This is a genomic window from Allorhizobium sp. Av2 (genome assembly GCF_021462805.2).
GTDB classification, from domain to species: Bacteria; Pseudomonadota; Alphaproteobacteria; order Rhizobiales; family Rhizobiaceae; genus Allorhizobium; species Allorhizobium vitis_G.
In genome coordinates, this window is sequence record NZ_CP192696.1 from 3,665,330 (window position 1) to 3,690,628 (window position 25,299).

The following is a 25,299-nucleotide window of genomic DNA, read 5'->3' on the forward strand; positions in this document are numbered from 1 at the left end:
TTTTGATGAGTACCGCTTCCATTCCGTTGCCGAACTGGATCACCTACGGGCTTTTGCCGGTAATCAATCTGCTCTTGGCTTTTTTGATTTCCGGCCTGGTCGTGTGGATCATTGGCGAAAATCCCTGGGACGCGCTTGTCCTCATGCTTCAGGGCGCGCTGGGTCGCGGTGAAGGCATTGGCTTTACGCTCTATTATGCCACCAATTTCATCTTTACCGGCCTATCGGTCGCTGTTGCCTATCATGCGGGGCTGTTCAATATCGGCTCCGAAGGTCAGGCCTATGTCGGCGGACTTGGTGCGGCGCTGGTGGCCTTGGCATTGGACCATTATTGTCCCTGGTATGTCACCATGCCGTTTGCGGTGATCGGGGCGGCTCTGTTTGGGGCTGCCTGGGCATTGATCCCAGCCTGGTTGCAGGCAAAACGCGGCAGCCATATCGTCATCACCACCATCATGTTCAACTTCATCGGCGCCGCGCTGATGGTCTATCTGCTGGTGCATGTGCTGATCGTGCCGGGCAAGATGGCGCCGGAAACCCGGACCTTTCTTGAAGGTGGACAATTGCCGAAGCTGGATTGGTTGATGGCGCTGTTTGGCCTGAAACTCGGCCCGGCACCCTTCAATGTGTCCTTTTTGATTGCATTGGTCATGGCTTTCGCCGTCTGGGTGCTGATCTGGCGCACCAAGCTTGGCTATGAAATGCGCACACTCGGCATCAGCCGGTCTGCGGCGGCCTATGCCGGTATTCCCTATGCCAAGATCGTCATCATCACCATGCTGATATCAGGCGGCCTGGCCGGTATGATGTCGCTGAATACGGTGATGGGCGCTTCCGCTCGCCTCCAGGTGGAATTTGTCGGTGGCGCGGGCTTTGTCGGTATCGCGGTCAGCCTGATGGGGCGCAGCCATCCGCTCGGCATCGTCATCGCCGCCATCCTGTTCGGCGTGCTCTACCAGGGCGGCGCGGAACTGTCCTTCGATATGCCCAATATCACCCGCGATATGATCGTGGTCATCCAGGGTCTGGTGATCCTGTTTGCGGGCGCGCTGGAATTCATGTTCCGACCGGCACTGGTGCGTTTCTACCAGACGATTGCCCGCCCCGCCCAGTCAAGCCCCGCCCAGTCAAGCCCAGGCAAGTCAAACCCCGCCCCGTCAAACAAGTGAGGATCTGACGATATGGACAATTTCGATATGATCGTCAGCATCCTGGGCTCCACGGTGCGTCTGTCGATCCCGCTGATTTTCACGGCGCTGGCCGGGCTGTTTTCCGAAAGGGCCGGGGTTTTCGACATCGGGTTGGAAGGCAAGATGCTGGCCGGTGCTTTCGCGGCAGCCTGCGTTGCTTATCTCACCGGCTCGGCCTGGGCGGGGCTGGCGGGCGGCATTGCGGTTTCCATCGGCTTTTCGCTGATCCACGGCTTTGCCTCGATCACCAATCGCGGCAACCAGATCATTTCCGGCGTGGCGCTGAATTTCGTCGCAGCTGGGCTGACAGCGGTCTTGGGACAGGCCTGGTTCAGCCAGGGCGGACGCACCCCACAGCTGCCGGGCGATGCCCGCTTTCAGCCAATCGTGTTGCCGGGTGCCGAGGCCCTGCGTGACGTGCCGTTTCTCGGTCCTCTCTATGCCAATGTCGTTTCCGGTAACAATGCCTTGACCTATCTGGCCTTTCTGGCCGTGCCGCTGAGCTGGTGGGTGCTCTATCGCACCCGTTTTGGCCTCAGGCTGCGGGCCGTGGGTGAAAATCCAGGTGCGGTCGATACGGCAGGGATTTCCGTTGCTTGGCTGCGCTACCGGGCGGTGATTGTTGCAGGCTTTCTCTGCGGCTTTGCCGGAGCCTATCTCGCCATCGCCCAATCGGCGGCCTTCATCCGCGATATGTCGGCGGGCAAGGGCTATATCGCGCTCGCCGCGCTGATCTTTGCCAAATGGAAGCCGGTGCCTGTGATGTTCGCCTGCCTGCTGTTCGGCTTTCTCGATGCGATGTCCAATTTCATGCAGGGCAAGGCGGTTCCGGGCATTGGCGAAGTGCCGGTACAGATTTTCCAGGCTCTGCCCTATATTCTCACCTGTATTCTGCTGGCTGGCTTTATCGGGGCGGCCAATGGTCCCAAGGCGGGCGGCGTGCCCTATGTGAAGGAACGGTAATATGTCTCACGACCTGTTCGAGGCGGCCCGCGATGCCATGCGCCATGCGCATGCGCCCTATTCGAAATTTCCGGTCGGCGCTGCGATCCGCGCCGATGATGGCAAGATCTATGTCGGCGCCAATATCGAGAACCTGTCTTTTCCTCAAGGCTGGTGCGCCGAGCCTACGGCTATCGGCTGCATGATCATGGGCGGCGGACGGAAGATCGTTGAGATCGCCGTCATCGCTGAAAAGCTGGCGCTCTGCCCGCCATGCGGCGGCTGCCGTCAGAAAATCCGGGAATTTGCTTCGCCCGAGACGAAAATCTACCTCTGCGACGAGGTGGGCGTGCAAAAGGTGATGAGCATGGACGAGTTGCTGCCCTTCAGCTTCGAGACGGATACACTCGGATGACCCCGGCGGTCGATTTGCTCATCGACAGGCTGAACGGGCTTCTGCCACGCATCGCCATCGTGCTCGGTTCCGGCCTTGGCGGGTTGGTGGACGAAGTGGAGAACGCGGTTCGAATTCCCTTTGCCGACATACCGGGTTTTCCGCAGGGCGGCGTTTCCGGCCATGCCAAGGAGCTGGTGGCCGGGCTTTTCGCTGGCCAGCCGATTATCATGCTGGCGGGCCGGGTGCATTATTACGAGGCGGGCGATGCGGCAGCCATGCGGCTGCCCATCGAGACGCTGGCAGCGCTTGGAGTCACGACGCTGATCCTGACCAATGCCGCCGGTTCCTTGCGGGCCGATATGCCGCCCGGTTCGGTGATGCAGATTACCGATCACATCAATTTCTCCGGCCTCAACCCGCTGATCGGCGAGGCGGGGGATGGCCGGTTCGTCGGTATGACCCAGGCCTATGACGGAGAATTGGCCGAGGCCATGCGCCGGGCGGCAGACGCTGAAGATATGTCCCTGTCATCCGGTGTCTATATGTGGTTTTCTGGACCAAGTTTTGAGACGCCAGCGGAAATCCGCATGGCGCGGACGTTGGGTGCCGATGCGGTCGGCATGTCCACCGTGCCGGAAGTCATTCTGGCAAGGTTTTTTGGCCTGAAGGTTGCGGCGGCGTCGGTTATCACCAATTATGGAGCAGGGATGACGGGCGCCGAACTCAGCCACGAGGAGACCAAGGACATGGCCCCGATTGGCGGGAGACGGCTTGCCGCCATCCTCAAGCGAATGATCGTTCATGGAGGAGCAGATCTTGGATAGCCGTGAACTGCGCGAATGCGCTTCCGTTGCCCTGTCGGTGCTGGATCTGACCAATCTGAAAGACGATTGCAGACCCGAAGAGATCGATGAACTGTGCGCCCGTGCCGTAACGCCATTTGGCCATACGGCGGCGATCTGCATCTGGCCGCGCTTTGTCGCCCAGGCGCGTGGCCTGCTTGGTCACGACGGTCAGTTGAAAATCGCAACGGTGGTCAATTTCCCCTCGGGTGATCTTGAGGTTGCGGCGGTGGTCGCCGAAACCGAAGCGGCTCTGGCCGACGGCGCCGACGAGATCGATCTGGTCATTCCCTACCGGGCTTTTATCGAAGGCGATGAAACGGCCGTGATGGAGATGATCCGGGCTGTGAGGGCCGTGATCGCCTCGCCCGCAATTCTCAAGGTCATTCTGGAAACCGGCGAGTTGAAAAGCGCGGCCCTGACCCGTCGTGCCTCACAGATCGCGATTGCGGAAGGAGCCGATTTCATCAAGACATCGACTGGTAAGGTCGCGGTCAACGCCACCCTTGAGGCAGCCGATATCATGCTCCAGGAAATCCGCGACAGCGGCCGCAAGGTCGGCTTCAAGCCGGCGGGTGGCATTTCCACAGTCAAGGATGCCAGCCTTTATTTCCGCCACGCCAGTGCGATCATGGGGGATGACTGGGTGATGCCATCCACCTTCCGCTTCGGCGCGTCGGGCCTTTTGAACGATATCCTGGCCATTCTATCCGGCGAAAAATCCTCGGCCCCAGCTAGCGGCTATTGATATGCAGGCCGTGGAAATCATTCGCCGCAAGCGCGACGGGGCGGAGCTTTCCAGTGCCGATCTCCAGACCTTCATCCGCGCCCTGAGCCGGGATGAATTGTCGGAAGGGCAGATCGCCGCTTTTGCCATGGCGGTCTTCCTGCGGGGTATGAGCGATGCCGAGACGGTGGCGCTGACCTTGGCGATGCGCGACAGCGGTACGGTTCTATCGTGGAAGACGGCGGGCCGTCCGGTGGCCGACAAGCATTCCACCGGCGGCGTCGGCGACAATGTCTCGTTGATGCTGGCCCCGATGATGGCCGCCTGCGGGCTGGCGGTGCCGATGATTTCCGGGCGGGGCCTTGGTCATACCGGGGGGACGTTGGACAAGCTGGAATCAATACCCGGCTATGATATTGCGCCCGATGCCTCGGTCTTCCATGTCTTGGTGGAGGAGATTGGCTGCGCCATCATCGGCCAGACCGCTGATCTCGCCCCCGCCGACAAACGGCTTTACGCGGTCCGCGATGTGACGGCGACGGTGGAATCCGTGCCGCTGATTACCGCCTCCATTCTTTCCAAGAAACTCGCCAGCGGGCTGGAAAGCCTAGTGATGGATGTCAAGTTCGGCAATGGCGCCTTCATGGGTCAGGTGGAAGAGGCCCGGGCGCTTGCACGCTCACTGGTGGCGGTCGCCAATGGCGCAGGCACCAGAACCTCTGCGCTGCTGACCGATATGAACGAACCCTTAGCGGATTGTGCAGGCAATGCCGTGGAAATAGCCAATGCAGTTGCCTTCCTGCGAGGGGAGAAGGCTGGAACCCGGCTGGAAACCGTGACACTGGCGCTCGGTGCCGAAATGCTGGTCAATGCCGGGGTCGAGCCGGATCGTGACGCTGCTGACATCAGGTGTCGCCAAGCCCTGGACAGCGGTCGGGCTGCCGAGATTTTCGGACGCATGGTGCATGGTCTGGGCGGGCCGGTGGATTTCATCGACAGGGTTGGGCAATATCTCCCCAAATCGGTGCTGGATATTCCGGTTCTTGCCACGCAATCCGGCTTCATTTCCACGGTTGCTACGCGCGATATCGGTTTTGCGGTGATCGACCTTGGCGGTGGTCGCCGCCGCCCCTCGGACAGGATTGACCATTCGGTTGGCTTCAGCGGCTTCCTGCGGGTGGGGACCGCTGTTACCAAAGGCGACGTTCTGGCTGTGGTCCATGCCGCCGATGAGGTTAGCGGCACCCGCGCCGCGCAGGTCATCGCGGCAAGCTATGCCATCGGCGATGAGGCACCTGCCCCTGTGTCTGCGGTGGTTGAACGGCTCAACTCTCAATCGTGAACTGCACCCTGTCGGCGGGAAAGCGTGTCACGGCATATTGAACCGGCGCGCCGTCCAGATCGGTGTTCAGGGCCTTTGTGATCATCACGATGGCACCGGGTGACAGGCCCAGTTCATCCCGGTCGGAAGGATCGGCATGGACGGCGCTGATGTCGGTGCGCACGCGCAGATAATCGGCAAGGCCGCAGGCGGCGAAGGCGGCGGTGATTGAGCCGCTCTGCCGATATGCCACATCGATCCCTTCGAAACGGGGCAGGGGAAACCAGCTGGTAGAGCGTGACACGGCCCGGCTATCCGCTTTGCGCAGCACTTCCAGCCGGATCACCCGAACGCCGTCTGCCAATTGCAAATGTTCCATCAGATCCGAGCTGGGTTTCTCGACGGCGCTTTCCAGCAACAAACCTTCAAGCGCCCGCGCCTGACCGCCGATTCCGGGCGTGAAACGGGTGCGTTTTGAAATCGGAAAACTGATCCGATCCCGTCGCTCGATCAGTGTGCCGCGTCCCTGAACCGCGCGCACGATCCCCTCCTGGGCAAGGGCTGCCAGCGCGCTGCGCACCGTATGTCTGTTGACGCCAAATTCTCCGGCCAGAATCGTTTCCGGCGGCACCATGCCCGTCGTGTCATAGGTGCCATCGCTGATCGATACCCGGATTCGATCAGCAATCTGGCGCCAAAGCGCCACGCCGGTCTGTCTTTCGATTGCTTTTTGTCCCGCCACTTTCTGCACCGTCATGTCACACGCTTGTCATCCCGGAGGAATATTTGTAAAGATAAGTTGTATGGTTGTCTATATTAATAGACAAATGGAGATTTGACAATGGGCGCACGAGCAAAAAGTGCAAATCCGGATGATGTGCATCGAAAAAGAGTTGTCGACCTTTTGGCCGCGGCCCATCTGGACGAATTGAAGGTGCTGTGGAGCGGGCTGCCGTTTGCGCCGGAAGCACAATTCCTGCGCGGACCGGAGACTGGCTTGGTCATGGTGCGTGGACGTATCGGTGGCGGCGGCGCGTCCTTCAATCTGGGTGAAGTAACGGTGACGCGGGCGACATGCAGGCTGGCATCCGGCCAGGTCGGGCATGCCCAGGCACTTGGCACGTCAAAGGAAAAGGCGCGTCTCTCAGCGATTTTCGACGCTCTTTGGCAGGATGACGCGCATCGCGACAAGATTGAGCCGTTGTTGGCGGCTGTGGAGCGGCGTCTGAATGAAGGCGACCGCATCAAGGCGGAGCAGGTGGCGGCAACGAAGGTGGATTTCTTCACCATGGTCAGAGGAGAAGACTGATGCTCGAAGCGGAAAGCCTGACCGGCGGTTTTTCTCAACCAGTATTTGAGGCGCAAAGCGTGTTTCGTGCCGTCATGGACGGTATGGCCCGGCCCGGCACCCACCAGACTGTCGCCCTATCGCTGCAACCGCCATCCCCTTTCGGTCTGGCGCAGGCGGCCATTGCATTGACGCTGTGTGACGTCGATACCCGCGTCTGGCTGAGCGGCGGACTTGCCAAAAGTGCCGTGCCCGCCTGGCTGAGCTTTCACACCGGCGCTGGGACGACAGCCGACAAGACCGAAGCGCAGTTTGCGTTTTTCGAAGCAGGCAGCCCGCTTGCGGCATTCGCGCAATTTTCCACCGGCACGCAGGACTATCCTGATCGCTCGGTGACCCTTGTTTATGACGTGGCCAGTCTCGATGGCGGCCAACCGCTCACCCTGAAGGGTCCCGGCATCCAAGACCGGACTATAATCGCTCCGCTTGGCTTGCCGGACGGTTTTCTGCGTCATTGGCAGGACAATCATGCCCTGTTTCCGCGCGGCGTCGATGTGATTTTCACCGCCGGTCGGGATTTTCTCTGCCTGCCGCGCAGCTGCGCGATCCTACACGAGGAGGCGTAAATGTATGTTGCTGTAAAGGGCGGCGAGACCGCCATTGCCAATGCCCACAGCCTGCTGGCCGACCGTCGCCGGGGTGATCGAAGCCTGCCGACAATGACCGTCGATCAGATTGTCGAGCAATTGGCGCTGGCGGTTGGCCGCGTCATGGCCGAGGCCTCGCTTTATGATCGCAAGCTCGCGGCGTTGGCCATCAAGCAGGCACGGGGCGATATGATCGAGGCGATTTTCCTGCTGCGCGCCTATCGCACCACGCTGCCGCGGTTTGGTCTGTCGGAGCCTGTCGATACCGGTGCAATGCGGATCGAGCGCCGGATTTCCGCCACCTACAAGGACCTGCCCGGCGGCCAGCTGCTAGGTCCGACCTTCGACTATACCCACCGTCTGCTCGACCCGTCCCTGTTGGAAGAAGGCGAGGTGAAGCCACCAGTCCAGAAAACGCCGACCGGTGAAGCCGCCATGCGGGTCTCCGACATCCTGCGTGAGGAAGGGTTGATCGAACCCGATGGTGATATGCCTGAAGATCATCAGGCGGGTGATATTACCCGCCAGCCCATCGAGTTTCCGATGGCGCGGGATCTGAGACTGCAATCGCTGGCTCGTGGCGATGAAGGCTTTCTTCTGGCCCTCGCTTACTCCACCCAGCGCGGCTATGGCCGCAGCCATCCTTTTGCGGGGGAAATCCGCTTGGGTGAGGTCGAAGTGGAGATGGATGTGCCGGAGCTTGGCTTTGCCGTGTCGCTTGGGCGTATTCAGGTCACGGAATGCCAGATGGTCAACCAGTTCAAGGGATCGTCAAAGGCCCCGCCGCAATTCACCCGGGGCTATGGCCTGGTGTTTGGACAGAGTGAGCGCAAGGCGATGGCCATGTCGCTGGTGGATCGGTCACTGCGCGCCGAAGAACTGGGCGAAGATATCACCGCCCCTGCCCAGGACCAGGAATTTGTGTTGTCCCATTGTGACAATGTGCAGGCAACAGGCTTTGTCGAGCATCTGAAGCTGCCGCATTACGTGGATTTTCAGGCAGAACTCGATCTGGTGCGGCGGATGCAATCCGATCATGAACAGGCCCGCCAGCAAGGGCTGGACCTGAGCGAGGCAGCGGAATGACCGGCCTATCAGTCGTGATCGGCATACCAGACAGCGCAAAGCGTCGAAACGCCCAGCATGAGGGTCACGAAGACGGCGAACATCATTTCGATTTCCATGCTCATTGCTCCCTGTTTGCGAATTTCTGGAAGGGTAACGCACAATGATTACGGAAGTTTCATTAGCGGACGAAATTGCTACTTATAATTTTGCCTATCTGGATGAGCAGACCAAGCGGATGATCCGCCGGGCGATCCTGAAGGCCATTGCCATCCCCGGTTATCAGGTGCCGTTCGCCTCGCGCGAAATGCCAATGCCCTATGGCTGGGGTACCGGCGGCGTCCAGGTGACGGCGGCGATCCTTGGGCCGGAAGACGTGTTGAAGGTGATCGACCAGGGCGCCGACGACACCACCAATGCCGTGTCGATCCGGGCGTTTTTCCAGAAGGTCGCCAATGTGGCGGTCACCACCCATACGGGCGATGCCACCATCATCCAGACCCGCCACCGGATTCCGGAGGAAAAGCTGCGGGCGGGCCAGGTGCTGGTCTATCAGGTGCCGATCCCGGAGCCTCTGCGCTTCCTGGAGCCGCGCGAGACAGAGACCCGCAAGATGCATGCGTTGGAAGAATACGGGCTGATGCATGTGAAGCTTTATGAAGACATTGCCCGCAATGGCCGGATTGCCACCACCTATGCCTATCCGGTCAAGGTGGCGGGCCGCTATGTGATGGACCCGTCTCCGACACCGAAATTCGACAATCCGAAAATGCACCGGTCAGAGGCCCTGCAATTGTTCGGCGCGGGCCGTGAAAAGCGGATCTATGCCGTGCCGCCCTATACCGATGTCGTCAGCCTGGATTTCGAGGATCATCCTTTCACGGTGCAAAGCTTCGACAAGCCCTGCGCTCTCTGCGGTGCCGAGCATGTCTATCTCGATGAAGTGATCCTCGACGACAAGGGCGGGCGAATGTTCGTCTGCTCCGACACGGACCATTGCGAGGATCGCCGCGCCAAAGGTCATCGGGGTGAGATGTTGGCCGAAACACAGCATGAGGAGGCTGCCCAGTGACCCAGCAACCGCTTTTGAAGGTTCGCGACCTGTCGAAATTCTACGGACGGCGGATCGGCTGCGCCAATGTCTCCTTCGATCTCTGGCCGGGTGAAGTGCTGGCCGTGGTCGGCGAATCCGGTTCCGGCAAGACGACGCTATTGTCCTGCCTGTCCACCCGGCTGATGCCGACCACCGGCAGTGTCGATTACCGGATGCGTGGCGGTGCCTACCGCGAGCTTTATCACATGAGCGAGGCCGAGCGGCGCTTTCTGATGCGCACTGACTGGGGCTTCGTTCACCAGAACCCTGCCGATGGCCTGCGCATGACCGTTTCAGCCGGAGCCAATGTCGGCGAGCGGTTGATGGCGGTCGGCGAACGGCATTATGGCAATATCCGCGCCACCGCCACCGATTGGTTGGACCGGGTGGAAATCGCCGCCGACCGCATCGACGACCAACCGCGTGCTTTTTCCGGCGGCATGCGTCAGCGCTTGCAGATCGCCCGCAATCTCGTCACCAATCCGCGTCTGGTGTTCATGGACGAGCCAACTGGCGGGTTGGATGTCTCGGTCCAGGCCCGGCTTCTGGATCTGGTGCGCGGACTGGTGGCTGATCTTGGCCTGTCGGTCATCGTCGTCACCCATGACCTCGCTGTTGCAAGGCTGCTATCGCACCGGATGATGGTGATGAAGGACGGCCATGTGATCGAGCAGGGCCTGACCGACCGGGTGCTGGACGACCCGCGCGAGCCTTATACGCAATTGCTCGTCTCTTCGATTCTTCAAGTGTGATTGGATAGACCCATGCCCACACCTCTCATCGTTTCCGATGTCGCCAAAAGTTTCACCATGCATCTGCGCGACGGGCTTGTCCTGCCGGTGGTGCGCAATGTCAGCTTTTCCGTCAATAGTGGCAGTTGCAGCGTGCTGGGCGGCCCGTCCGGCATTGGCAAAAGCTCGATCCTGAAAATGCTCTACGGCAATTACGCCGTCGATAGCGGGCAGATCCTGGTGCGCCATCACGATACGGTGGTGGATCTGGCGTCGGCCATGCCACGCATGGTGCTGGATATCCGCCGCGATACGATGGGCTATGTCAGCCAGTTTCTGCGCACCGTCCCAAGGGTGTCGGCGCTGGATGTCGTGGCTCAACCGCTGACGGCGCGCGGCGTGGCCATCGACGAAGCAAGGTCAGTGGCAAGTGATCTGCTGGCCAGGCTGAACCTGCCCAAGGCGCTCTGGCAATTGCCGCCCGCCACCTTTTCCGGCGGTGAACAGCAGCGCGTCAACATTGCCCGCGGCTTCATCACCGATCATAAAATCCTCCTGCTGGATGAACCGACAGCCTCGCTCGACGCGCAAAACCGGGCCGTGGTCATCGAGTTGATTGCCGGAAAAAAGGCCGAGGGCGTCGCCATGCTCGGCATTTTCCACGACGAGGAAGTGCGCGAAGCGGTTGCCGACACCATTCTCGATGTCTCGCAATTCTCACCTAGGGGCCGTCAGGTTCAGATTGAACCAGCCATCCTCTAGCTTTCTTGTTTTCGTTTGTCTTTTCGGGAAAACCAGTACCCACTTTTCCCTGACAAACTCTAGGAGCATCGCCGCATGAGCACCCGTCTCGGACTTGAGCCCCAAATCAACCCGACCGCCAGCGTCACGAACAGCACCCTTGGGCGCTACACGGAAGTGGCCGAGCGCAGCCGTCTCGATGAGGTCGAGATGGGCGACTATTCCTATGTGATGCAGGATGTTTCCATCTGGTGCGCCACCATCGGCAAATTTGCCAATATCGCCGCCAGTGTCCGCATCAATGCCCCCAATCATCCGACATGGCGGGCCACGCTGCATCATTTCACCTACCGCGCCGTCGATTATTTCGAAGGGGCGGATCTGGAGACGGATTTCTTCGACTGGCGGCGGGAAAACCGAGTGGTGATCGGTCATGATGTCTGGATCGGCCATGGCGCCACCATCCTGCCCGGCGTCACCATCGGCAATGGCGCGGTCGTCGGTGCAGGCGCGGTCGTGTCTAAGTCGGTGGAGCCTTATACCATCGTCGGCGGGGTGCCAGCCAAGCCGATCAAGCCCCGGTTTGGTCCAGGTATCGGCGCGCGCATGGACAGACTTGCCTGGTGGGATTGGCAGCATGAGCGACTTCACGCGGCCCTTGCCGACTTCCGCACACTTTCCGCCGAAGATTTTCTGGCCCGACATGAAGTCTTAGCCTGAAGTATAGGCCTTTCTACCCTCTGATTTTAACAGAAATGTCATGAAACTGACATGGGCGCTTCACCGACCTGAACTATAGCTCGCTCTGGATTTGGATATGACATCGGAACAAGCGCATGAATTTCGAACTGACCGAGGTGACGCGGCGTTTTGGCAAGAAGATTGCCGTGGAGGCCGTGACCCTGTCCATTCCGCATGGGCAGATGGTCGGCATTATCGGTCGCTCCGGTGCGGGAAAGTCCACTTTGCTGCGGATGATCAACCGCTTGGCCGATCCGACCTCCGGGTCGATGCGGTTCGGCGATCAGGACGTGACGCGCCTCAAAGGTTCGGCGTTGCGCAGCTGGCAGCGCGATTGTGCGATGATTTTTCAGCAGTTCAACCTGGTGCCGCGCCTGGATGTGCTCACCAATGTCATGCTGGGGCGTCTCAACCATCGCTCCACGGCGCTGAGCATCCTCAATATCTTCTCCCGGGAAGAGCGGATCATGGCGATTGCCGCTTTGGAGCGGCTTGGCATCGAGCAGACGGCCTTGCAGCCAGCTGGCACGCTGTCGGGTGGTCAGCAGCAGCGGGTGGCTATTGCCCGCGCACTGATGCAGGCGCCGAAAATGCTGCTGGCCGACGAGCCGATCGCCTCGCTCGATCCGCTGAACGCCAAGATCGTCATGGATGCGCTGCGCGACATCAACGAGCGCGAAGGCATTACCGTGATCACCAATCTGCACACGCTGGATACGGCGCGGTCCTATTGCGAGCGGATCATCGGCATGGCGGCGGGCAAGGTGGTGTTCGACGGTCCGCCGGATGCGCTGACGGCGCAGGCGGTGCAGGAGATCTATGGCACTGGCCAGGATGGCAACGGCATTGACGAAAGCATGACATCGACCGCGATCCGCCTGCCGAAGCCGGAGGTTGCCCTTTCCGTGCCGATGGTGGCGGCCACCGCAAGCTGAGCCAGCAATTCGTGACCTGAAAAATAGCATTTCTATCGTGGCATCCAGCCCGATGGCAGCGCCTTCGCTTGCCCGCGTCAAAGGCACCTTTCTTAAGTTCAAGAGACAGATCCGGTCCATCGGGGAAACCAGACCGGAAAACCAGGAGAAAGACCATGTTGAAGAAAATTCTGCTTGCCTCGGTGACGCTTCTGTCATTGGCTGGCGTGGCTGCTGCCGAAGACCTGAAGGAATTCCGCATCGGCATTCTCGGCGGCGAGAACGAAGCCGACCGGTTGCGCAATTACAACTGCCTGTCCGATCACCTGAAGAAGGAATTCGGCTTCACCAAGGTCTCGCTGTTCCCGGCCTCGGATTATGACGGCGTTATCCAGGGTCTTCTGGGTGGCACGCTTGATTATGCCGAGCTTGGCGCTTCCGGCTATGCCAAGGCTTATCTCGCCAACCCGAAGGCCGTCGAGCCGATCCTGACCACGGTGCAGACCGATGGCTCGATGGGCTATTACTCGATTATGGTGGCCCGCAAGGACAGCGGCATGACCAAAGTCACCGACATCAAGGGCAAGAAGCTCGGTTTTGCCGATCCTGACAGCACGTCTGGTTACCTGATCCCGACCGTGACCCTGCCTGACGCGCTCGGCGGCAAGTCGGTCAAGGAATATGTGGCATCGACAGGCTTTGGCGGCGGCCATGAAAACCTGGTTCTCGAAGTGCTGAAGGGCACGTTCGATGCCGGCACCACCTTCGGCTCCGGGGTTGGCAATTTCAAGGACGGCTACACGTCCGGCAACCTGCGCAAGATGGTCGACAAGGGTGTCCTCAACATGGACGACCTGGTGGAACTGTGGAAGTCGCCGCTGATCCCGAACGGCCCGATCGTCATCCGCTCCTCGATGAACGAGGACATGAAGACCAAGGTGAAGGCCTTCATGATGGACCTGCCGAAGACCGACGCCGCCTGCTTCTCCGCCATCGAAGGCGGCGATTTCAAGGGCTTTGCGGCTGTGAATGTCGATTTCTACAAGCCGGTCATCGACGCCCGCAAGGCAACCATCGGCGGCTGATCGCAGCTGGAAACATCAGAGCCGCCGGTATCAAACACCGGCGGCTTACCCACTATACGAACGGTCATTTTCAATGACCGTTCGTATTCCTTTTGCAAATATCTCAAGCGACCGATGCATTTGAGATATTTGCAATGCCTTCAAGGCGAGGATGCGTGAGCATCTTCGATGCCTTGGTATTTAGTCCATTTTGGAAAGTGCCAGATGAGCCATACCGCCAGATTGTCCTTGCTGAGCGAGCAGGGGCGCGTGATCGAAAGCCACTGGAATGCGCTGGCGCAAACCCGCCGCCTTTACACGGTAGCCGGTCTTGCCGTGTTGCTTCTGGCGCTGGCGGGGTCGCTATGGTTTGCCAATGATACCAATTCGGGCAAGTTCTTCGACCGTCTGCCGCATCTGTTCGATTTCGTCGAAACGCTCATTCCGCGCGATGGCAATGAGATCTGGCGGGCGATGTTCGACCTGCCGTCGCCCTATGACGATGGCAGTCTGAAATACAATTATCCGGAAGGGCGCTACTATCTCACCCAGACGCTTTATATCCCGGAATATTTCTACAAGATGATCGAGACGCTGAATATCGCACTGGTCTCGACCCTGATTGGCGGCATGTTGGGCTTTTGTTTTTCCTTCATGGCGGCCCGCAATATGATGCCGAACAGGTTCATCCGCTGGCCGGTGCGCCGCTTCATGGAATTGCTGCGAGCCTTTCCGGAAGTGGTGCTGGCCGGGTTTTTCCTCGCCATTCTCTCCATCGGCCCGATCCCGGCGATGATTGCGGTCTCAGTCCACACGGTCGGCGCGCTCGGCAAGCTGTTTTTCGAAGTGGTGGAAAATGCCGATATGAAGCCGGACGAGGGCCTGCGTGCCGTCGGCGGCAATTGGCTGGAGCGGCTGTGGTTCGGCATGGTGCCGCAGGTCATGCCGAATTTCATCAGTTACGCCCTGCTGCGCATGGAAATCAATGTGCGCGCATCGATGATTATCGGTGCTGTCGGCGGTGGCGGCATTGGTGAGCCGCTGCGCCTGTCGATCAGCCAGGGCCATGCGGCGAAAACCGTTGCTATCATCATTCTGCTCCTGACCACGGTGATCGCCGTCGATCAGTTTTCGGCCTGGTTGCGCCGCAAACTGGTTGGTGAGCAAGCCTTCCATGCTGTTTCCTGAGGTCCGGCCATGACACATCTCGACGCCACCCAAATGGACCTGATCGCCGCCCGCCATCCGGAGATCTTCCGCCGCAGCTTTTGGCAGCGCTACCGCGTGCCGCTGACCATTGTCCTGCTTGCGCTGTATTTCACCTTTTCCTGGTGGTTCTTTGCGGTTGGAAAAGTGGTCTCCACCGCCAGCTGGGGGATTGCCGGCAACTATCTGGCCGATTGGGTTTCCTATGAGATCCGGCCGGAAATCAATATCGCGCCCGATGGGGCGATTTCCATTGCCTATTCGCGCTTCGACCCAATTGGTCCCAATCCGAACCCGGATTGGCTGGTGACCAAAAAAGAGATGATGACCCGCACGACTACTGCTGCCGATGCGCCAGCGGCAGCGGCACCCGCGCCAAAAGCTTCCAGCTTCAATTTCATGGCAGCAGCCCCGCAACAGGCGCCGGTCGCGGCCCAAGCAGCGCCGGTCACGCGCCAGGAAGAGGTGATCAGGGAGGCCGATGTCAATCTCGGCTCCAGCGCTTCGCTGCTGGTCAGCCCGGAAAGTGTAGTCCTGAACCGGGGCGCCGAGCGCGTCACCCTGATGCTTGACCGCAAGGCGGGCACCGTTCTTGCCGATGGCCCACTGCCGGGCTGGGTCGAACAGCGTGAACGTGGCGGCAGGGTCATGGCCTATTTCGGCTTTCAGGGCTGGGCGGATATCAGCGCCGACCGGGTCAGGGTGCGCAACCGGTTCTTTGGCTGGGCCAATTTCCTGTTCGATACCAATTCCGCATTTTTCGGCAGGTCCGCAACCGAAGTGGTCAGCCTGATCGCCACCGGTCCAAGGCTCGATCCACAACAGTCCAACCTGTCGCTGGCCTGGAACGATATTCTCTACAATCCTTCCTGGCAGCATCTGGATGTCTGGACCAAGCTGGCGCAGACCCTGGTTATGGCCTTTGTCGGCACGGTGTTTGCCTCGCTGATCGCCTTTCCGCTGTCCTTCATCGCGGCGCGCAACATTACCCGCAACCGTCCGGTCAACCAACTGACCAAGCGGTTCTTCGATTTCCTGCGCTCGGTGGATATGCTGATCTGGGCGCTGTTTTTCACCCGCGCCTTCGGGCCGGGGCCGCTGGCCGGGATCTCGGCGATTTTCTTCACCGACACGGGCACGCTCGGCAAGCTCTATTCCGAAGCGCTTGAAAATATCGATGACAAGCAGCGCGAAGGGGTAAAGTCGGTCGGCGCTTCGCCGCTCGCCGTGCAGCGCTTCGGCGTGTTGCCGCAGGTTCTGCCGGTCTTTGCATCGCAGGCTTTGTATTTCTGGGAATCCAACACCCGTTCGGCCACCATTATCGGTGCGGTCGGGGCGGGTGGCATTGGCCTGAAGCTCTGGGAAGCGATGCGTACCAACCAGAATTGGGAAAATGTCTGCTATATGGTGCTGTTGATATTGCTGGTGGTGTTTATCTTCGATGCCGTGTCCAACCTGCTGCGCTCAAAACTGATCGGCGCGCAAAAATGATCTTCCTCTGGTGCAGTTTCGGCATCGCCGCCTGCCAGACAAGGCTTGCTTCCATCGCTTGAGAAGGGTCAGATACAGGCTCTTCCAAGCTGATTCCCGGGATAGGATTGCCGTGCGTTACGCCCTTTATTTTACACCGCCCAAAGACGATCCGTTGACCCTTGCCGCAGCACTTTGGCTTGGCCGCGATGCCTTCACCGGCGCGGATCTTGACCGGCAGCCGGTGGAAGGGTTTTCAGACGATGAGATCACCGCCCTGACCGCCGATCCGCGTCGCTACGGCTTTCATGCGACGCTGAAAGCGCCGTTTTCCCTCAAGGAAGGTGAGAGCGAAGCAGCGCTGCTGGAGATGTTTTCGCGGTTTTGCAAGGCGACGCCCGCCTTTGAGATCCCGAAGGTCGTGGTCAATCAGCTTGGGCCGTTCTTTGCCGTGGTTCCTGAAGATATCCATCAACCCTTGCAGGATTTTGCCGCTTCGGTTGTCGAAGTTTTCGAGCCGTTTCGCGCGCCCTTGAGCGAGGCCGATCTTATCAGGCGCAAGCCGGAAAAACTCTCCGAGCGCAAGCGTGCGCTGCTGGACACCTGGGGCTATCCCTATGTCATGGAGGAATTCCGGTTTCACATGACCCTGACCGGACCTGTTGATGCCGAGCGCAGCGATGCGATGCGCGCTGTGCTGGAGAACCGGTTCGCTGATTTTACCAACCGGGCGCTGCCGATTGGCGGGCTTGGCCTGTTTGTCGAGCCGAGCCGCAATGCGCCCTTTACCGTTCACCGCTGGTTGCCCCTTGCCGGGTCTGAAGGAAGTCTGTGATGTCGAATGAAACCGTGCTGTCCAATGCAACTGTGGTGCTGGAAAGTGGGCTGCTTCTGAAGGGCGCCGTGGTCATTCGCGATGGCCTGATTGCTGAAATCTCAGAAGGCACTAGCCGCATCGGCGAGGATTTCGGCGGCGATTATCTGATCCCCGGCCTGGTCGAGCTGCATACCGATCATCTGGAATCGCATTATTCGCCGCGTCCCGGCGTGCGCTGGAACAAGACGGCGGCCATTCAGGCCCATGATGCACAGATCGTCACCTCAGGCATTACCACCGTATTCGATTGTCTGCGGATGGGATCGGACGAGGATGGCGGGTTTGAGAAAGGCGAAATGCGCGACATGGCCGATGCCATCCAGGCCGCCGAGAAGGATGACCGGCTGCGCGCCGAGCATCTGCTGCATCTGCGCTGCGAAGTGGCGTCGGATAATGTCCTCGACCATTTCGCCGATTTCGCGCAGGACCCGCATGTGCGGCTGGTGTCGCTGATGGACCATTCCCCAGGCCAGCGGCAGTTCCAGACCATGGACCAATATACACTCTATTATAAGACCAAGAAGGGCTTGAGCGAGGAGGCTTTCGCCCGCTTCGTCGAAAAGCGGTTAGAGGCATCGGCAGCCTATTCTTCCCAGCACCGTGATACGCTGGCCCGCATCTGCGCTGAGCGTGGCATTACTGTTGCCAGCCATGACGATGCGACGCTTGCCCATGTGGAAGAGGCCAAGGGCCACGGTGTGCGTCTGGCCGAGTTTCCGACCAGTCTTGAAGCCGCCGATGCCTCGCACCAGGCGGGGATGAGCGTGCTGATGGGCGCGCCGAACGTGGTGCGTGGTGGCTCCCATTCCGGCAATATTGCCGCTACGGATCTGGCCGAGCGCGGCGTGCTCGACGTGCTGTCTTCCGATTATATCCCGCTCAGCCTGCTGCACGCGCCTTTCGTGCTTGCCCATCGCTATGAGGCGATCAGCCTGCCGCAGGCGCTCGCCATGGTGACCTCGACACCGGCCCGCACCGTCGGGCTGGAAGACCGGGGCCGGATTGCCCCTGGCCTGCGCGCCGATCTGGTGCGGGTGCGCTACAGCGAAAATCACGGTGGCGTGCCGGTGGTACGCTCCGTCTGGCGCCAGGGCAGAAGGGTTGCGTGATGGCGCCGCATTCCGCCATGCCTGATAACAGGCCTGATCATCCGGGCGACAAGGCTGAAGATAAAGGCCGGATGATTGTCGTGGTCGGCCCAAGCGGAGCGGGCAAGGATAGTCTGATTGCCTATGCCAAGCGGTATTTTACCGAACAGACTGACGCTGAGCGCTGCCCTGTGCATTTCGTCCAGCGGGTCATCACAAGGGCCGCCAATGCGGGCGGGGAGGATCATCGCCCCGTCAGTCCCTCCGAGTTCGACGATCTGAAGGCCGCCGGCGGTTTTGCGGTCGATTGGGATGCGCATGGTCTAAGCTATGGCATTCCTGACGATGTGCATCGCTGGCTATCGAATGGCAGCGTGGTGATCGCCAACGGCTCACGTTCGGTACTTCCCCGGTTTGCACAGGTTTTTCCGCGAATGCTGGTGGTGAATGTCACGGCCCGCCCCGAGGTTCTGGCCGATCGGCTGGAAGCGAGGGGCCGGGAAAGCCGCGAGGACATTCTGCAACGGCTTCAACGCAGCCCGCCTGACATTCGCGGTGATTATCCTGTCGTAACCATCGACAATTCCGGCACGCTGGAAGAGGCGGGCAGGCGTTTCATCGAGACGATTGAAACAGCGCTATAAAATGTGATAGGCAATTTAACCGCGTTACTGGCGATAAAAGCGTAGTCGGCAGGATGCTAATGCAAAGGATTGCGGCAGCTTTCTTGCTCGCTTGAAGATGGACTACCATCGGGAAGCGTGGCGCTCGTCTTTCTGGAGATGAGCGATTAGCGGATCATCCGCGCCGCGCGCCTGGGCAATTTCCTTTTATTATGGAGATGCCGCATGACGATGTTTGCCACTTTATTTGCCATAGCATTCGCCTTGCTGATTGGTGCAGCCAGTCCCGGTCCAAGTTTTCTTTTGGTCAGCCACACATCCATGACCCACTCCAGAGCAGCTGGCTTGGTAACAGCGCTCGGCATGGGGACCGGCGGGTTGATCTTCGCCGTTCTGGCGCTTGCGGGATTGGCAGCCCTGATAACCCAGCTTGCGTGGCTTCATAAGGTTTTGCAGGTCGCGGGGGGCCTCTACCTCGCCTACATGGCATGGAAACTCTGGCGCGGTGCGGCCCAACCGGTCAATCTGGAGCAGGCCGCCGCTGCGCCCAGGTCTTTCAGCAGGATTTATCTCAGCGCCTTTTTGACGCAGATCAGCAATCCGAAAACCGCGATTGTCTATGCCAGTATTTTCGCGGCTCTGCTGCCGTCTCGGCCCGATAGCCTGCTCTTCATCATGCTGCCAGGCGTGGTCTTTCTGGTGGAGGCGGGCTGGTATGCGCTGGTGGCGCTGGTCTTTTCCGCGCCGATACCCCGGCGGGCTTATATTGCAGCCAAGAAGCCGCTGGATCGCCTAGCGGCTTTGGTTCTGGGTGGACTTGGACTTCGCCTTGTGTTCGAGGGCGCGCGGCCCTGACGCCTTTTACCGAAGAGGGGTTGCCGCCAGGCTCGTATCCTTGACGGGGGGCTGATCCCTAGCGGGGGACTGGGCAGGTTTCCTGACGGGGTTCTGGGCTGTGTCCTTAGACGCCAATTGTTTCCAGGTATTCTGCTGGTTTAGCATGGTGCGCAGATAGGCCACATTGGCCTCTGCCTGGTCGGGTGAAAGTTCGGCTCTTGCAATCCGGTCGGCCTCGTCGAAACGGCCTTGAAGGCCGACGACAAGGGCAAGATTCTGGCGGACCCGGCTGTCGGCGCCGGGTTGCTGGGATGCGCTGCGCAGATAGGTTTCAGCCGTTTTCAGGTCGCCTCCGAGCAGATAGGACATGCCCATATTGGACAGCACCGATGGCTCGTTGGGCTGGATCTGCAAGGCCTGCTGATAGGCGGCACGCGCTTCCTGGGTGCGGCCGAGCTGGTCGAGAACCGCGCCCTGGGCCGAATACAGCCGCCAATCTGGCCGGTCGGGGGTCTGGGCACGGCCAATCGTCGTCAAGGCCTGTTCCAGCTGGCCGGCTGCAGCCTGTGCCTTGCCATAGGCAGCAAGCACTTGGCGGTCATTTGGATTGGCGATCACCACTTGCTGCATGACAGACAAAGCCTGCGGCGCGCGGCCGCCCATCTGCAACAGATTGGCATAGGCCACGCCGACCTGTGCGTTTTTGCGATTTTTCTCATAGGCCCGGCCCATGCTGTCCGTGGCCATGGCGATTTCGCCCGGCGTCATCTGATCAACGGGCTTGGTCATGCTCGGGATCGAGCCGGTCGGCATTTTATCGGTGTTGGAGGTGGTGGCGCAGCCCGTCAGCGCCAGCGCCAGAGCAAACACCGAAAGAGCCGGCAGTGCCCCACAAATCTGAATGGATGAACGCCAAACAGCCATCACTCTATCCCCATACCCCTGAATTCACAGGCGGACGAATCACCGTCATCGACCCTGCAACCATAGAAAAGCAATAATCTGTTAACCCTAATGGAGTGTTAAAATGCCTCTGGTCTACGAGACCATCCGGCGTTTGACATTTTAGTCAGCCGTATATCTGCGGGAAAAATCGGACCCGGCCTTCTCACCAGAGAAAACCTCCGCGAAGGAACCGATTCTAAGGAATTTTGCGGTAAAGCTGACTGTGAAGTGATGGAACAGCAAAAGGGCAATCATGGCACCCTATCAATATATTGAAAGACCCACCCCGTTTCTGACCAAGGGCGGTAAGTCCCTGCCGATTTTCGCGGTGACGCCGGCCCATATCGAAACCGGGGCGATTGACCCTGTTGCGCTCGATTGGGCGAAGAAGGCAGGTTACAAGGCGGATGTGGGTTCGCTGCTGCTGATCCCCACCAGCGATGGACAATTGGGCGGAGCGCTCCTTGGCCTCGGCGGCGCGCCAGGAGAAAATCCGTTTCTGGCGGGCAAGCTGGCGCGGGCATTACCGGCTGGCGACTGGCATATCGAGACCGCGCCATTGACGGCCAACCGGTTGGTTCTGGGCTATGGCCTGGGCAGCTATCGTTTCGAGCGCTATAAGGCCGAGCGTTCGGATCATCCCAAACTGCTGATGCCTCAGGATGCGGATGCCAGCGACATTGCCCGCCAGCTGGCAGGCGTTTTCCTGGCCCGCGACCTGATCAATACGCCCACCAATGACATGGGGCCGGTAGATCTGGAAAAAGCCTTCCGGGCGCTGGGCGATCATTATAAGGCAGAGGTCAGCGTGGTGATTGGCGATGAGCTGCTGCACCGGAATTTCCCGCTGGTTCACACCGTGGGCCGGGCCAGCGCCCAAGCGCCGCGGCTTCTCGAAATGCGTTGGGGCAAGAAGGGCCACAAGAAGATCACCCTGGTCGGCAAGGGCGTTTGTTTCGACACCGGCGGGCTGGATATCAAGCCGTCTTCATCCATGTTGCTGATGAAGAAGGACATGGGCGGCGCGGCCAATGTGCTGGGCCTTGCCCTTATGATCATGGATGCCAAGCTTAAGGTGGATCTGCGCGTCATCGTGCCTGCCGTGGAAAATTCCATAGCCGGCAATGCGTTCCGGCCCGGTGACATCTATACAAGCCGTCAGGGCCTGACGGTTCAGATCGACAATACGGATGCCGAGGGACGGTTGATCCTGGCCGATGCCCTGACCTATGCCGATGAAGAGGAACCGGACCTGCTGATTGACATGGCGACACTGACGGGGGCTGCCCGTGTGGCGCTCGGGCCGGATGTGCCGGCCTTCTTCTCCAATGACGATGCGCTTGCCTATGAGCTGGCAGATGCAAGCCTTGAAACGGACGACCCGATGTGGCGCCTGCCGCTTTTCCCTGGTTACGAGAAAATGGTCCGCTCGCAGATTGCCGACCTCACTAATGCACCTGCGGGCGGCATGGCAGGGGCAATCACCGCTGCGCTGTTCCTGAAGCGCTTTGTCACCCGAACGGCAAGCTGGGCGCATTTCGACATTTTCGGCTGGGCGCCGCAAGAGCGGCCTCATAGCCCGGTTGGTGGCGAGGCACAGGCGATTCGCGCGCTTTATCGCTATATCGCTGCGCTCAAATAAGCGAAAGCGTTGATGATGCTGTCTTCACCCTCGAGAGGTTTGAAAATCTCTCGAGGGTGAAGGTGCGCCGAAATCTGAAATCCGGCAATCTATCTTCAGTGACCATTCCTTAAGGCCGCTGCACTCATCATTTCTCAGTTGAAGAACCTGACGCCAGTTTGGGGTTATCAGGGCCTCAGTATTGTTGTGCCGTTTGACAGACTGTTCATCATCTGTTGACGACAAAGAGGCTATCGTTCATTTTTTATTTTGACTATGATTATCGTGTTTTGAGCGTCAGGAGCCGACTATTCCCAATGCCAGGTGTAAGACCTCTCCTTGATGGGTCCAGAGCAGTTATTCACCTAAACATCGTCAGCTGATCTCGAAAGCCTTTATTTTCAAAGCATTACAGGCCTGTTTGAAAAGCCTGATATCGCGCTAAAGCGCAAAAAGAACCGGTTTGGAGGGATTTTTATTTGAATTAAAATAATTATTCGGCATTTCAATTTTTACATGTTAAATTTCAAGACTTAGAAAATTCAAATTTTTTTTATTTTACATTGGCATCTCCGCTCCACACGTTTTCGGCGCATGGAACGGAAAAAGGAGATTGATTTAATGAATTTCAATATGAGAAAAATCGTTATAAATTCAGTATTTATTGGAATGGCAACAGGTTTTGGTGGCCTGACCATTGGCGGCGTGGCAACAGCTTCGGCGCAGGATGCCCAGGGTGCGCCGCCCGCTGGTGTTTATAAGCTAGACCCGACCCATGCCGACCTGACATGGTCGGTCAAGCACAATACGATTTCCAACTACACGGCCCGGTTTGGAAAGCTGGAAGCGACGCTTTCTCTCGATCCGGCAAAAATCGAAGCCTCCAAGATCGAGGTAACGATTGATCCGACATCGGTGGATGTACCCTATCCAGCGGATTATAAAGCCACCCACGCCAAATCGCCTTATGCGACCTGGACTGAGGAGATCAGCAAGGATCCGAAAAAGCTCAACAGTGACGCCTTCCCGAAGATCACTTTCGCATCGACCAGCGTGAAGAAGACCGGTGACAAGACAGCGGAAATCGTCGGCAATTTGACATTCCTGGGTGTCACCAAGCCGGTGACACTGAATGCAACGCTGAACGGGGCGATTGACAGCCATCCATTTGCAGGCGTTCCCGCCATTGGATTTGCCGCGGAAGGTACGTTTGACAGAACGGCGTTTGGCCAACCTGTCGGTTACGTCGGCAAGGATGTGACGATCCGCTTTGACGGTGAGTTCATCCAGGACCCGGCAGCATCTCCATCCAAGTGATGGTTGACCTGAAGTAATGGTGAAAGCAGCACGTGAGGCACAGGCCTCTGCGTAAATGCCTTTGGGCCGATGGGGTTGGTGGCGCAATCAGCATCCTCAATCGGCCCAGAGCCTGCGTCGCAGCGGGCATCCGGCTCGCAGAATTTTCCGAATTTTATCATTGATAAATATAGGTTTTAAGAGCCATGAACACGGCGTTTCAGCACCAGACAGTACCGCGGGCTGCGGTACGCTATACCGGCGTTGCCATCGCGTTGCATTGGGCGATCGCGCTGATGATCCTGTCGATGATCCCGATGGGATGGTGGATGGTGCGGGCCTTGAAAAGGCCTGAGACCCAGCAATTGGCCTATCAGCTGTTTCAGATCCACAAATCCATCGGATTTGCCATTCTGGCTTTGACCGTGCTGCGCATCGTCTGGCGGGCAACCCATAAGCCGCCAGCCCTGCCATCCGGCATGAAGCTCTGGGAACGGTTTCTCGCCAATGCCACGCATATCGCTTTCTACGGCCTGATGTTGGTCCTGCCCTTGACCGGCTGGATCTACGTGTCTTCCGGCTGGGCGATTGCAACGGACCGCCCGCTCGATGTGGCTACCTCCTGGTTTGGCCTGTTTCCAATCCCGCATCTTCCGGGCCTTGAGGGACATCGCAACCTCGCCTTCGGCGCGATGGGTGCCCATAGCTATATGGCTTACGGCGGTGCAGTGCTGATCGTTCTGCATGTCGCAGCGGCCTTGAAGCATCATTTTATCGAGCGGGATGGTGTTTTGGCGCAGATGGTGCCTTTTCTGCGGGCCGGTAAGGCTGCTCACAGCACGTCTGGCAAAGGGAAGACGAGTGGCTTGTCGCATGGCTTCGGCTTGGCGCTTGTCGTTATGGCGGCGGCCATTGGTTGGGTCATGCATTTGCCGCCGCCGCTTGCCGAGCAGCCATCGGCGGTGGAGGCACAAGCTGAACCGCCCGCCACAGCGCCGCAGCCATCCGCAAATGCCAGCCAGGCCAACCCTGCGCAAACCGATGTCCAAACCGCGCCGGTCCAGGCGGCAACCGCCCCCGTATGGACCATCGATATGGCATCGTCCAGCATCGGCTTTGGTGGCACCCATGCAGGCAATGCCTTCAATGGCCGGTTTGAAGAGTGGAGTGGTGATATTCGCTTCGATCCTGCCAATCTTGCTGGTTCGAAAGCGGTGATCTTGGTGAAAACCGCCTCTGCCAAAACCGGCGATGCGACCCAGGAAGGTTCGTTGAAGAATGGTGAATGGCTCAATTCCACCCGGTTTCCAGAGGCCAAATTCGAAACCACGGAATTTCGCGCCCTGGGAGGCGATCGCTATGAGGCGAAAGGCACTCTCAGCATCAAGAACAAACCTCTGCCGGTTGTTCTGCCCTTCAGCTTGAAAATGGAAGGCAACAAGGCGCAGGTGGAGGGCGCCTTGGAACTGGATCGCGCAGCCCTTAATCTCGGGATGTTTTCCGATCCATCGGCGGAATGGGTGTCGAAATCCATCTCTGTCAAGATTGCGGTGACAGCAACAAAATCGGGCTCTTGATCGCATCCATCCATGACAGGCCCGGCCTCTTGCAGTGCCGGGCTTTGTCGTGTGAT

The 25,299-nt window shown here is 59.1% G+C and carries 25 protein-coding genes and 1 pseudogene; 24 read left to right on the forward strand and 2 right to left on the reverse strand.

Translation table 11 applies throughout. The features are described 5' to 3' along the window. Nucleotides 1–5 precede the first annotated feature (5 nt). From FS819_RS17075 to deoA, 6 genes are read left to right on the forward strand one after another with little or no spacing between them, the layout of a single operon-like run. A complete protein-coding gene (locus FS819_RS17075) occupies nt 6–1,169 on the forward strand; it encodes an ABC transporter permease (RefSeq protein ID WP_156549067.1) in 1,164 nt (387 codons plus the stop codon). A gap of 12 nt (nt 1,170–1,181) precedes the next feature. Further along, nucleotides 1,182–2,153 carry an ABC transporter permease gene (locus FS819_RS17080; RefSeq protein WP_060719335.1) on the forward strand — a complete coding sequence of 324 codons (972 nt, stop codon included), beginning with the start codon at nt 1,182–1,184 and terminating at the stop codon, nt 2,151–2,153. 1 nt (nt 2,154) lies between these two features. Next, nucleotides 2,155–2,547: a cytidine deaminase gene (locus tag FS819_RS17085; protein ID WP_012654697.1), complete on the forward strand. Its 393-nt coding sequence runs from the start codon at nt 2,155–2,157 to the stop codon at nt 2,545–2,547. After that, on the forward strand, nt 2,544–3,353 hold the full coding sequence (locus FS819_RS17090; protein ID WP_156549069.1) for a purine-nucleoside phosphorylase: 810 nt from the start codon (nt 2,544–2,546) through the stop codon (nt 3,351–3,353). The genes FS819_RS17085 and FS819_RS17090 overlap by 4 nt, the downstream gene beginning before the upstream one ends. After that, nucleotides 3,346–4,119 (forward strand): deoxyribose-phosphate aldolase, encoded by a 774-nt coding sequence (gene deoC / locus FS819_RS17095; RefSeq protein WP_197434078.1) that lies wholly within the window; start codon nt 3,346–3,348, stop codon nt 4,117–4,119. Before FS819_RS17090 ends, deoC begins: the two co-directional genes overlap by 8 nt. 1 nt (nt 4,120) lies before the next feature. Continuing rightward, nucleotides 4,121–5,440, forward strand: a complete 1,320-nt coding sequence (deoA, locus tag FS819_RS17100) for a thymidine phosphorylase (protein ID WP_156549073.1) — start codon at nt 4,121–4,123, stop codon at nt 5,438–5,440. Here deoA and phnF read toward each other — a convergent pair. Beyond that, nucleotides 5,424–6,161: a phosphonate metabolism transcriptional regulator PhnF gene (gene phnF / locus FS819_RS17105; protein WP_234624752.1), complete on the reverse strand. Its 738-nt coding sequence runs from the start codon at nt 6,159–6,161 to the stop codon at nt 5,424–5,426. The two genes, deoA and phnF, sit on opposite strands and share 17 nt — an antisense overlap. Nucleotides 6,162–6,254: 93 nt before the next feature. On the opposite strand from phnF, the gene phnG reads away from it, so the two are divergent. The 15 genes from phnG to FS819_RS17180 all read left to right on the forward strand — a co-directional run bounded on the left by phnG (nt 6,255) and on the right by FS819_RS17180 (nt 19,822). After that, the gene (gene phnG, locus FS819_RS17110; RefSeq protein ID WP_409050029.1) at nt 6,255–6,728 is read left to right on the forward strand and encodes a phosphonate C-P lyase system protein PhnG; all 474 of its coding nucleotides are present in this window, start codon (nt 6,255–6,257) and stop codon (nt 6,726–6,728) included. Then, a complete protein-coding gene (gene phnH, locus FS819_RS17115; protein WP_409050030.1) occupies nt 6,728–7,333 on the forward strand; it encodes a phosphonate C-P lyase system protein PhnH in 606 nt (201 codons plus the stop codon). Before phnG ends, phnH begins: the two co-directional genes overlap by 1 nt. Next, nucleotides 7,334–8,440, forward strand: coding sequence for a carbon-phosphorus lyase complex subunit (locus tag FS819_RS17120; RefSeq protein ID WP_156549081.1), 1,107 nt, complete (start codon nt 7,334–7,336; stop codon nt 8,438–8,440). A gap of 142 nt (nt 8,441–8,582) precedes the next feature. Next, nucleotides 8,583–9,491, forward strand: a complete 909-nt coding sequence (locus FS819_RS17125; protein WP_156549083.1) for an alpha-D-ribose 1-methylphosphonate 5-phosphate C-P-lyase PhnJ — start codon at nt 8,583–8,585, stop codon at nt 9,489–9,491. Further along, the gene (gene phnK, locus FS819_RS17130; protein WP_234624734.1) at nt 9,488–10,264 is read left to right on the forward strand and encodes a phosphonate C-P lyase system protein PhnK; all 777 of its coding nucleotides are present in this window, start codon (nt 9,488–9,490) and stop codon (nt 10,262–10,264) included. The genes FS819_RS17125 and phnK overlap by 4 nt, the downstream gene beginning before the upstream one ends. 12 nt (nt 10,265–10,276) lie before the next feature. Beyond that, complete coding sequence (phnL, locus tag FS819_RS17135) at nt 10,277–11,005, forward strand: phosphonate C-P lyase system protein PhnL (RefSeq protein WP_070151207.1); 729 nt, start codon at nt 10,277–10,279, stop codon at nt 11,003–11,005. A 75-nt stretch (nt 11,006–11,080) separates the two neighbouring features. Then, nucleotides 11,081–11,704, forward strand: coding sequence for a DapH/DapD/GlmU-related protein (locus FS819_RS17140; protein ID WP_156549085.1), 624 nt, complete (start codon nt 11,081–11,083; stop codon nt 11,702–11,704). A gap of 116 nt (nt 11,705–11,820) precedes the next feature. After that, the gene (gene phnC, locus FS819_RS17145; protein WP_070163946.1) at nt 11,821–12,660 is read left to right on the forward strand and encodes a phosphonate ABC transporter ATP-binding protein; all 840 of its coding nucleotides are present in this window, start codon (nt 11,821–11,823) and stop codon (nt 12,658–12,660) included. Between the two features lie 155 nt (nt 12,661–12,815). Beyond that, nucleotides 12,816–13,724 (forward strand): phosphonate ABC transporter substrate-binding protein, encoded by a 909-nt coding sequence (phnD, locus tag FS819_RS17150; RefSeq protein ID WP_156549086.1) that lies wholly within the window; start codon nt 12,816–12,818, stop codon nt 13,722–13,724. 204 nt (nt 13,725–13,928) lie between these two features. After that, nucleotides 13,929–14,891, forward strand: a complete 963-nt coding sequence (phnE, locus tag FS819_RS17155; RefSeq protein WP_156549088.1) for a phosphonate ABC transporter, permease protein PhnE — start codon at nt 13,929–13,931, stop codon at nt 14,889–14,891. 9 nt (nt 14,892–14,900) lie between these two features. Next, the gene (gene phnE, locus FS819_RS17160) at nt 14,901–16,400 is read left to right on the forward strand and encodes a phosphonate ABC transporter, permease protein PhnE (RefSeq protein WP_156549090.1); all 1,500 of its coding nucleotides are present in this window, start codon (nt 14,901–14,903) and stop codon (nt 16,398–16,400) included. 112 nt (nt 16,401–16,512) lie between these two features. Next, nucleotides 16,513–17,214: a DUF1045 domain-containing protein gene (locus FS819_RS17165; protein WP_234624733.1), complete on the forward strand. Its 702-nt coding sequence runs from the start codon at nt 16,513–16,515 to the stop codon at nt 17,212–17,214. Beyond that, a complete protein-coding gene (locus FS819_RS17170) occupies nt 17,214–18,365 on the forward strand; it encodes an alpha-D-ribose 1-methylphosphonate 5-triphosphate diphosphatase (RefSeq protein WP_156549095.1) in 1,152 nt (383 codons plus the stop codon). The genes FS819_RS17165 and FS819_RS17170 overlap by 1 nt, the downstream gene beginning before the upstream one ends. Further along, complete coding sequence (phnN, locus tag FS819_RS17175) at nt 18,365–18,988, forward strand: phosphonate metabolism protein/1,5-bisphosphokinase (PRPP-forming) PhnN (RefSeq protein WP_409050031.1); 624 nt, start codon at nt 18,365–18,367, stop codon at nt 18,986–18,988. Before FS819_RS17170 ends, phnN begins: the two co-directional genes overlap by 1 nt. Before the next feature lie 204 nt (nt 18,989–19,192). Further along, nucleotides 19,193–19,822: a LysE family translocator gene (locus FS819_RS17180; protein WP_156549096.1), complete on the forward strand. Its 630-nt coding sequence runs from the start codon at nt 19,193–19,195 to the stop codon at nt 19,820–19,822. 96 nt (nt 19,823–19,918) lie between these two features. On the opposite strand, the pseudogene FS819_RS17185 reads toward FS819_RS17180, so the two are convergent. After that, nucleotides 19,919–20,728, reverse strand: a pseudogene (locus FS819_RS17185) (tetratricopeptide repeat protein); the annotation flags it as partial. Between the two features lie 274 nt (nt 20,729–21,002). Between FS819_RS17185 and FS819_RS17190 the strand changes: the two are divergent. The 3 genes from FS819_RS17190 (at nt 21,003) to FS819_RS17200 (ending at nt 25,243) form a co-directional block, all read left to right on the forward strand. Continuing rightward, on the forward strand, nt 21,003–22,391 hold the full coding sequence (locus FS819_RS17190; RefSeq protein WP_070163940.1) for a leucyl aminopeptidase family protein: 1,389 nt from the start codon (nt 21,003–21,005) through the stop codon (nt 22,389–22,391). A gap of 648 nt (nt 22,392–23,039) precedes the next feature. After that, nucleotides 23,040–23,687, forward strand: coding sequence for a YceI family protein (locus FS819_RS17195; RefSeq protein ID WP_070163939.1), 648 nt, complete (start codon nt 23,040–23,042; stop codon nt 23,685–23,687). A gap of 185 nt (nt 23,688–23,872) precedes the next feature. Continuing rightward, nucleotides 23,873–25,243, forward strand: a complete 1,371-nt coding sequence (locus FS819_RS17200; RefSeq protein ID WP_156549099.1) for a cytochrome b/b6 domain-containing protein — start codon at nt 23,873–23,875, stop codon at nt 25,241–25,243. Nucleotides 25,244–25,299: the final 56 nt, after the last annotated feature.

Coding starts and splice junctions, on each gene's coding strand:
- deoA (WP_156549073.1), top strand. CDS start 4,121: ATGCAGGCCGTGGAAATCATTCGCCGCAAGCGCGACGGGGCGGAGCTT.
- FS819_RS17075 (WP_156549067.1), top strand. CDS start 6: ATGAGTACCGCTTCCATTCCGTTGCCGAACTGGATCACCTACGGGCTT.
- FS819_RS17080 (WP_060719335.1), top strand. CDS start 1,182: ATGGACAATTTCGATATGATCGTCAGCATCCTGGGCTCCACGGTGCGT.
- phnH (WP_409050030.1), top strand. CDS start 6,728: ATGCTCGAAGCGGAAAGCCTGACCGGCGGTTTTTCTCAACCAGTATTT.
- FS819_RS17200 (WP_156549099.1), top strand. CDS start 23,873: ATGAACACGGCGTTTCAGCACCAGACAGTACCGCGGGCTGCGGTACGC.
- FS819_RS17120 (WP_156549081.1), top strand. CDS start 7,334: ATGTATGTTGCTGTAAAGGGCGGCGAGACCGCCATTGCCAATGCCCAC.
- FS819_RS17190 (WP_070163940.1), top strand. CDS start 21,003: ATGGCACCCTATCAATATATTGAAAGACCCACCCCGTTTCTGACCAAG.
- FS819_RS17125 (WP_156549083.1), top strand. CDS start 8,583: ATGATTACGGAAGTTTCATTAGCGGACGAAATTGCTACTTATAATTTT.
- FS819_RS17195 (WP_070163939.1), top strand. CDS start 23,040: ATGGCAACAGGTTTTGGTGGCCTGACCATTGGCGGCGTGGCAACAGCT.
- FS819_RS17090 (WP_156549069.1), top strand. CDS start 2,544: ATGACCCCGGCGGTCGATTTGCTCATCGACAGGCTGAACGGGCTTCTG.
- phnD (WP_156549086.1), top strand. CDS start 12,816: ATGTTGAAGAAAATTCTGCTTGCCTCGGTGACGCTTCTGTCATTGGCT.
- FS819_RS17085 (WP_012654697.1), top strand. CDS start 2,155: ATGTCTCACGACCTGTTCGAGGCGGCCCGCGATGCCATGCGCCATGCG.
- phnE (WP_156549088.1), top strand. CDS start 13,929: ATGAGCCATACCGCCAGATTGTCCTTGCTGAGCGAGCAGGGGCGCGTG.
- phnC (WP_070163946.1), top strand. CDS start 11,821: ATGAATTTCGAACTGACCGAGGTGACGCGGCGTTTTGGCAAGAAGATT.
- FS819_RS17170 (WP_156549095.1), top strand. CDS start 17,214: ATGTCGAATGAAACCGTGCTGTCCAATGCAACTGTGGTGCTGGAAAGT.
- phnN (WP_409050031.1), top strand. CDS start 18,365: ATGGCGCCGCATTCCGCCATGCCTGATAACAGGCCTGATCATCCGGGC.
- FS819_RS17140 (WP_156549085.1), top strand. CDS start 11,081: ATGAGCACCCGTCTCGGACTTGAGCCCCAAATCAACCCGACCGCCAGC.
- phnE (WP_156549090.1), top strand. CDS start 14,901: ATGACACATCTCGACGCCACCCAAATGGACCTGATCGCCGCCCGCCAT.
- phnL (WP_070151207.1), top strand. CDS start 10,277: ATGCCCACACCTCTCATCGTTTCCGATGTCGCCAAAAGTTTCACCATG.
- FS819_RS17180 (WP_156549096.1), top strand. CDS start 19,193: ATGACGATGTTTGCCACTTTATTTGCCATAGCATTCGCCTTGCTGATT.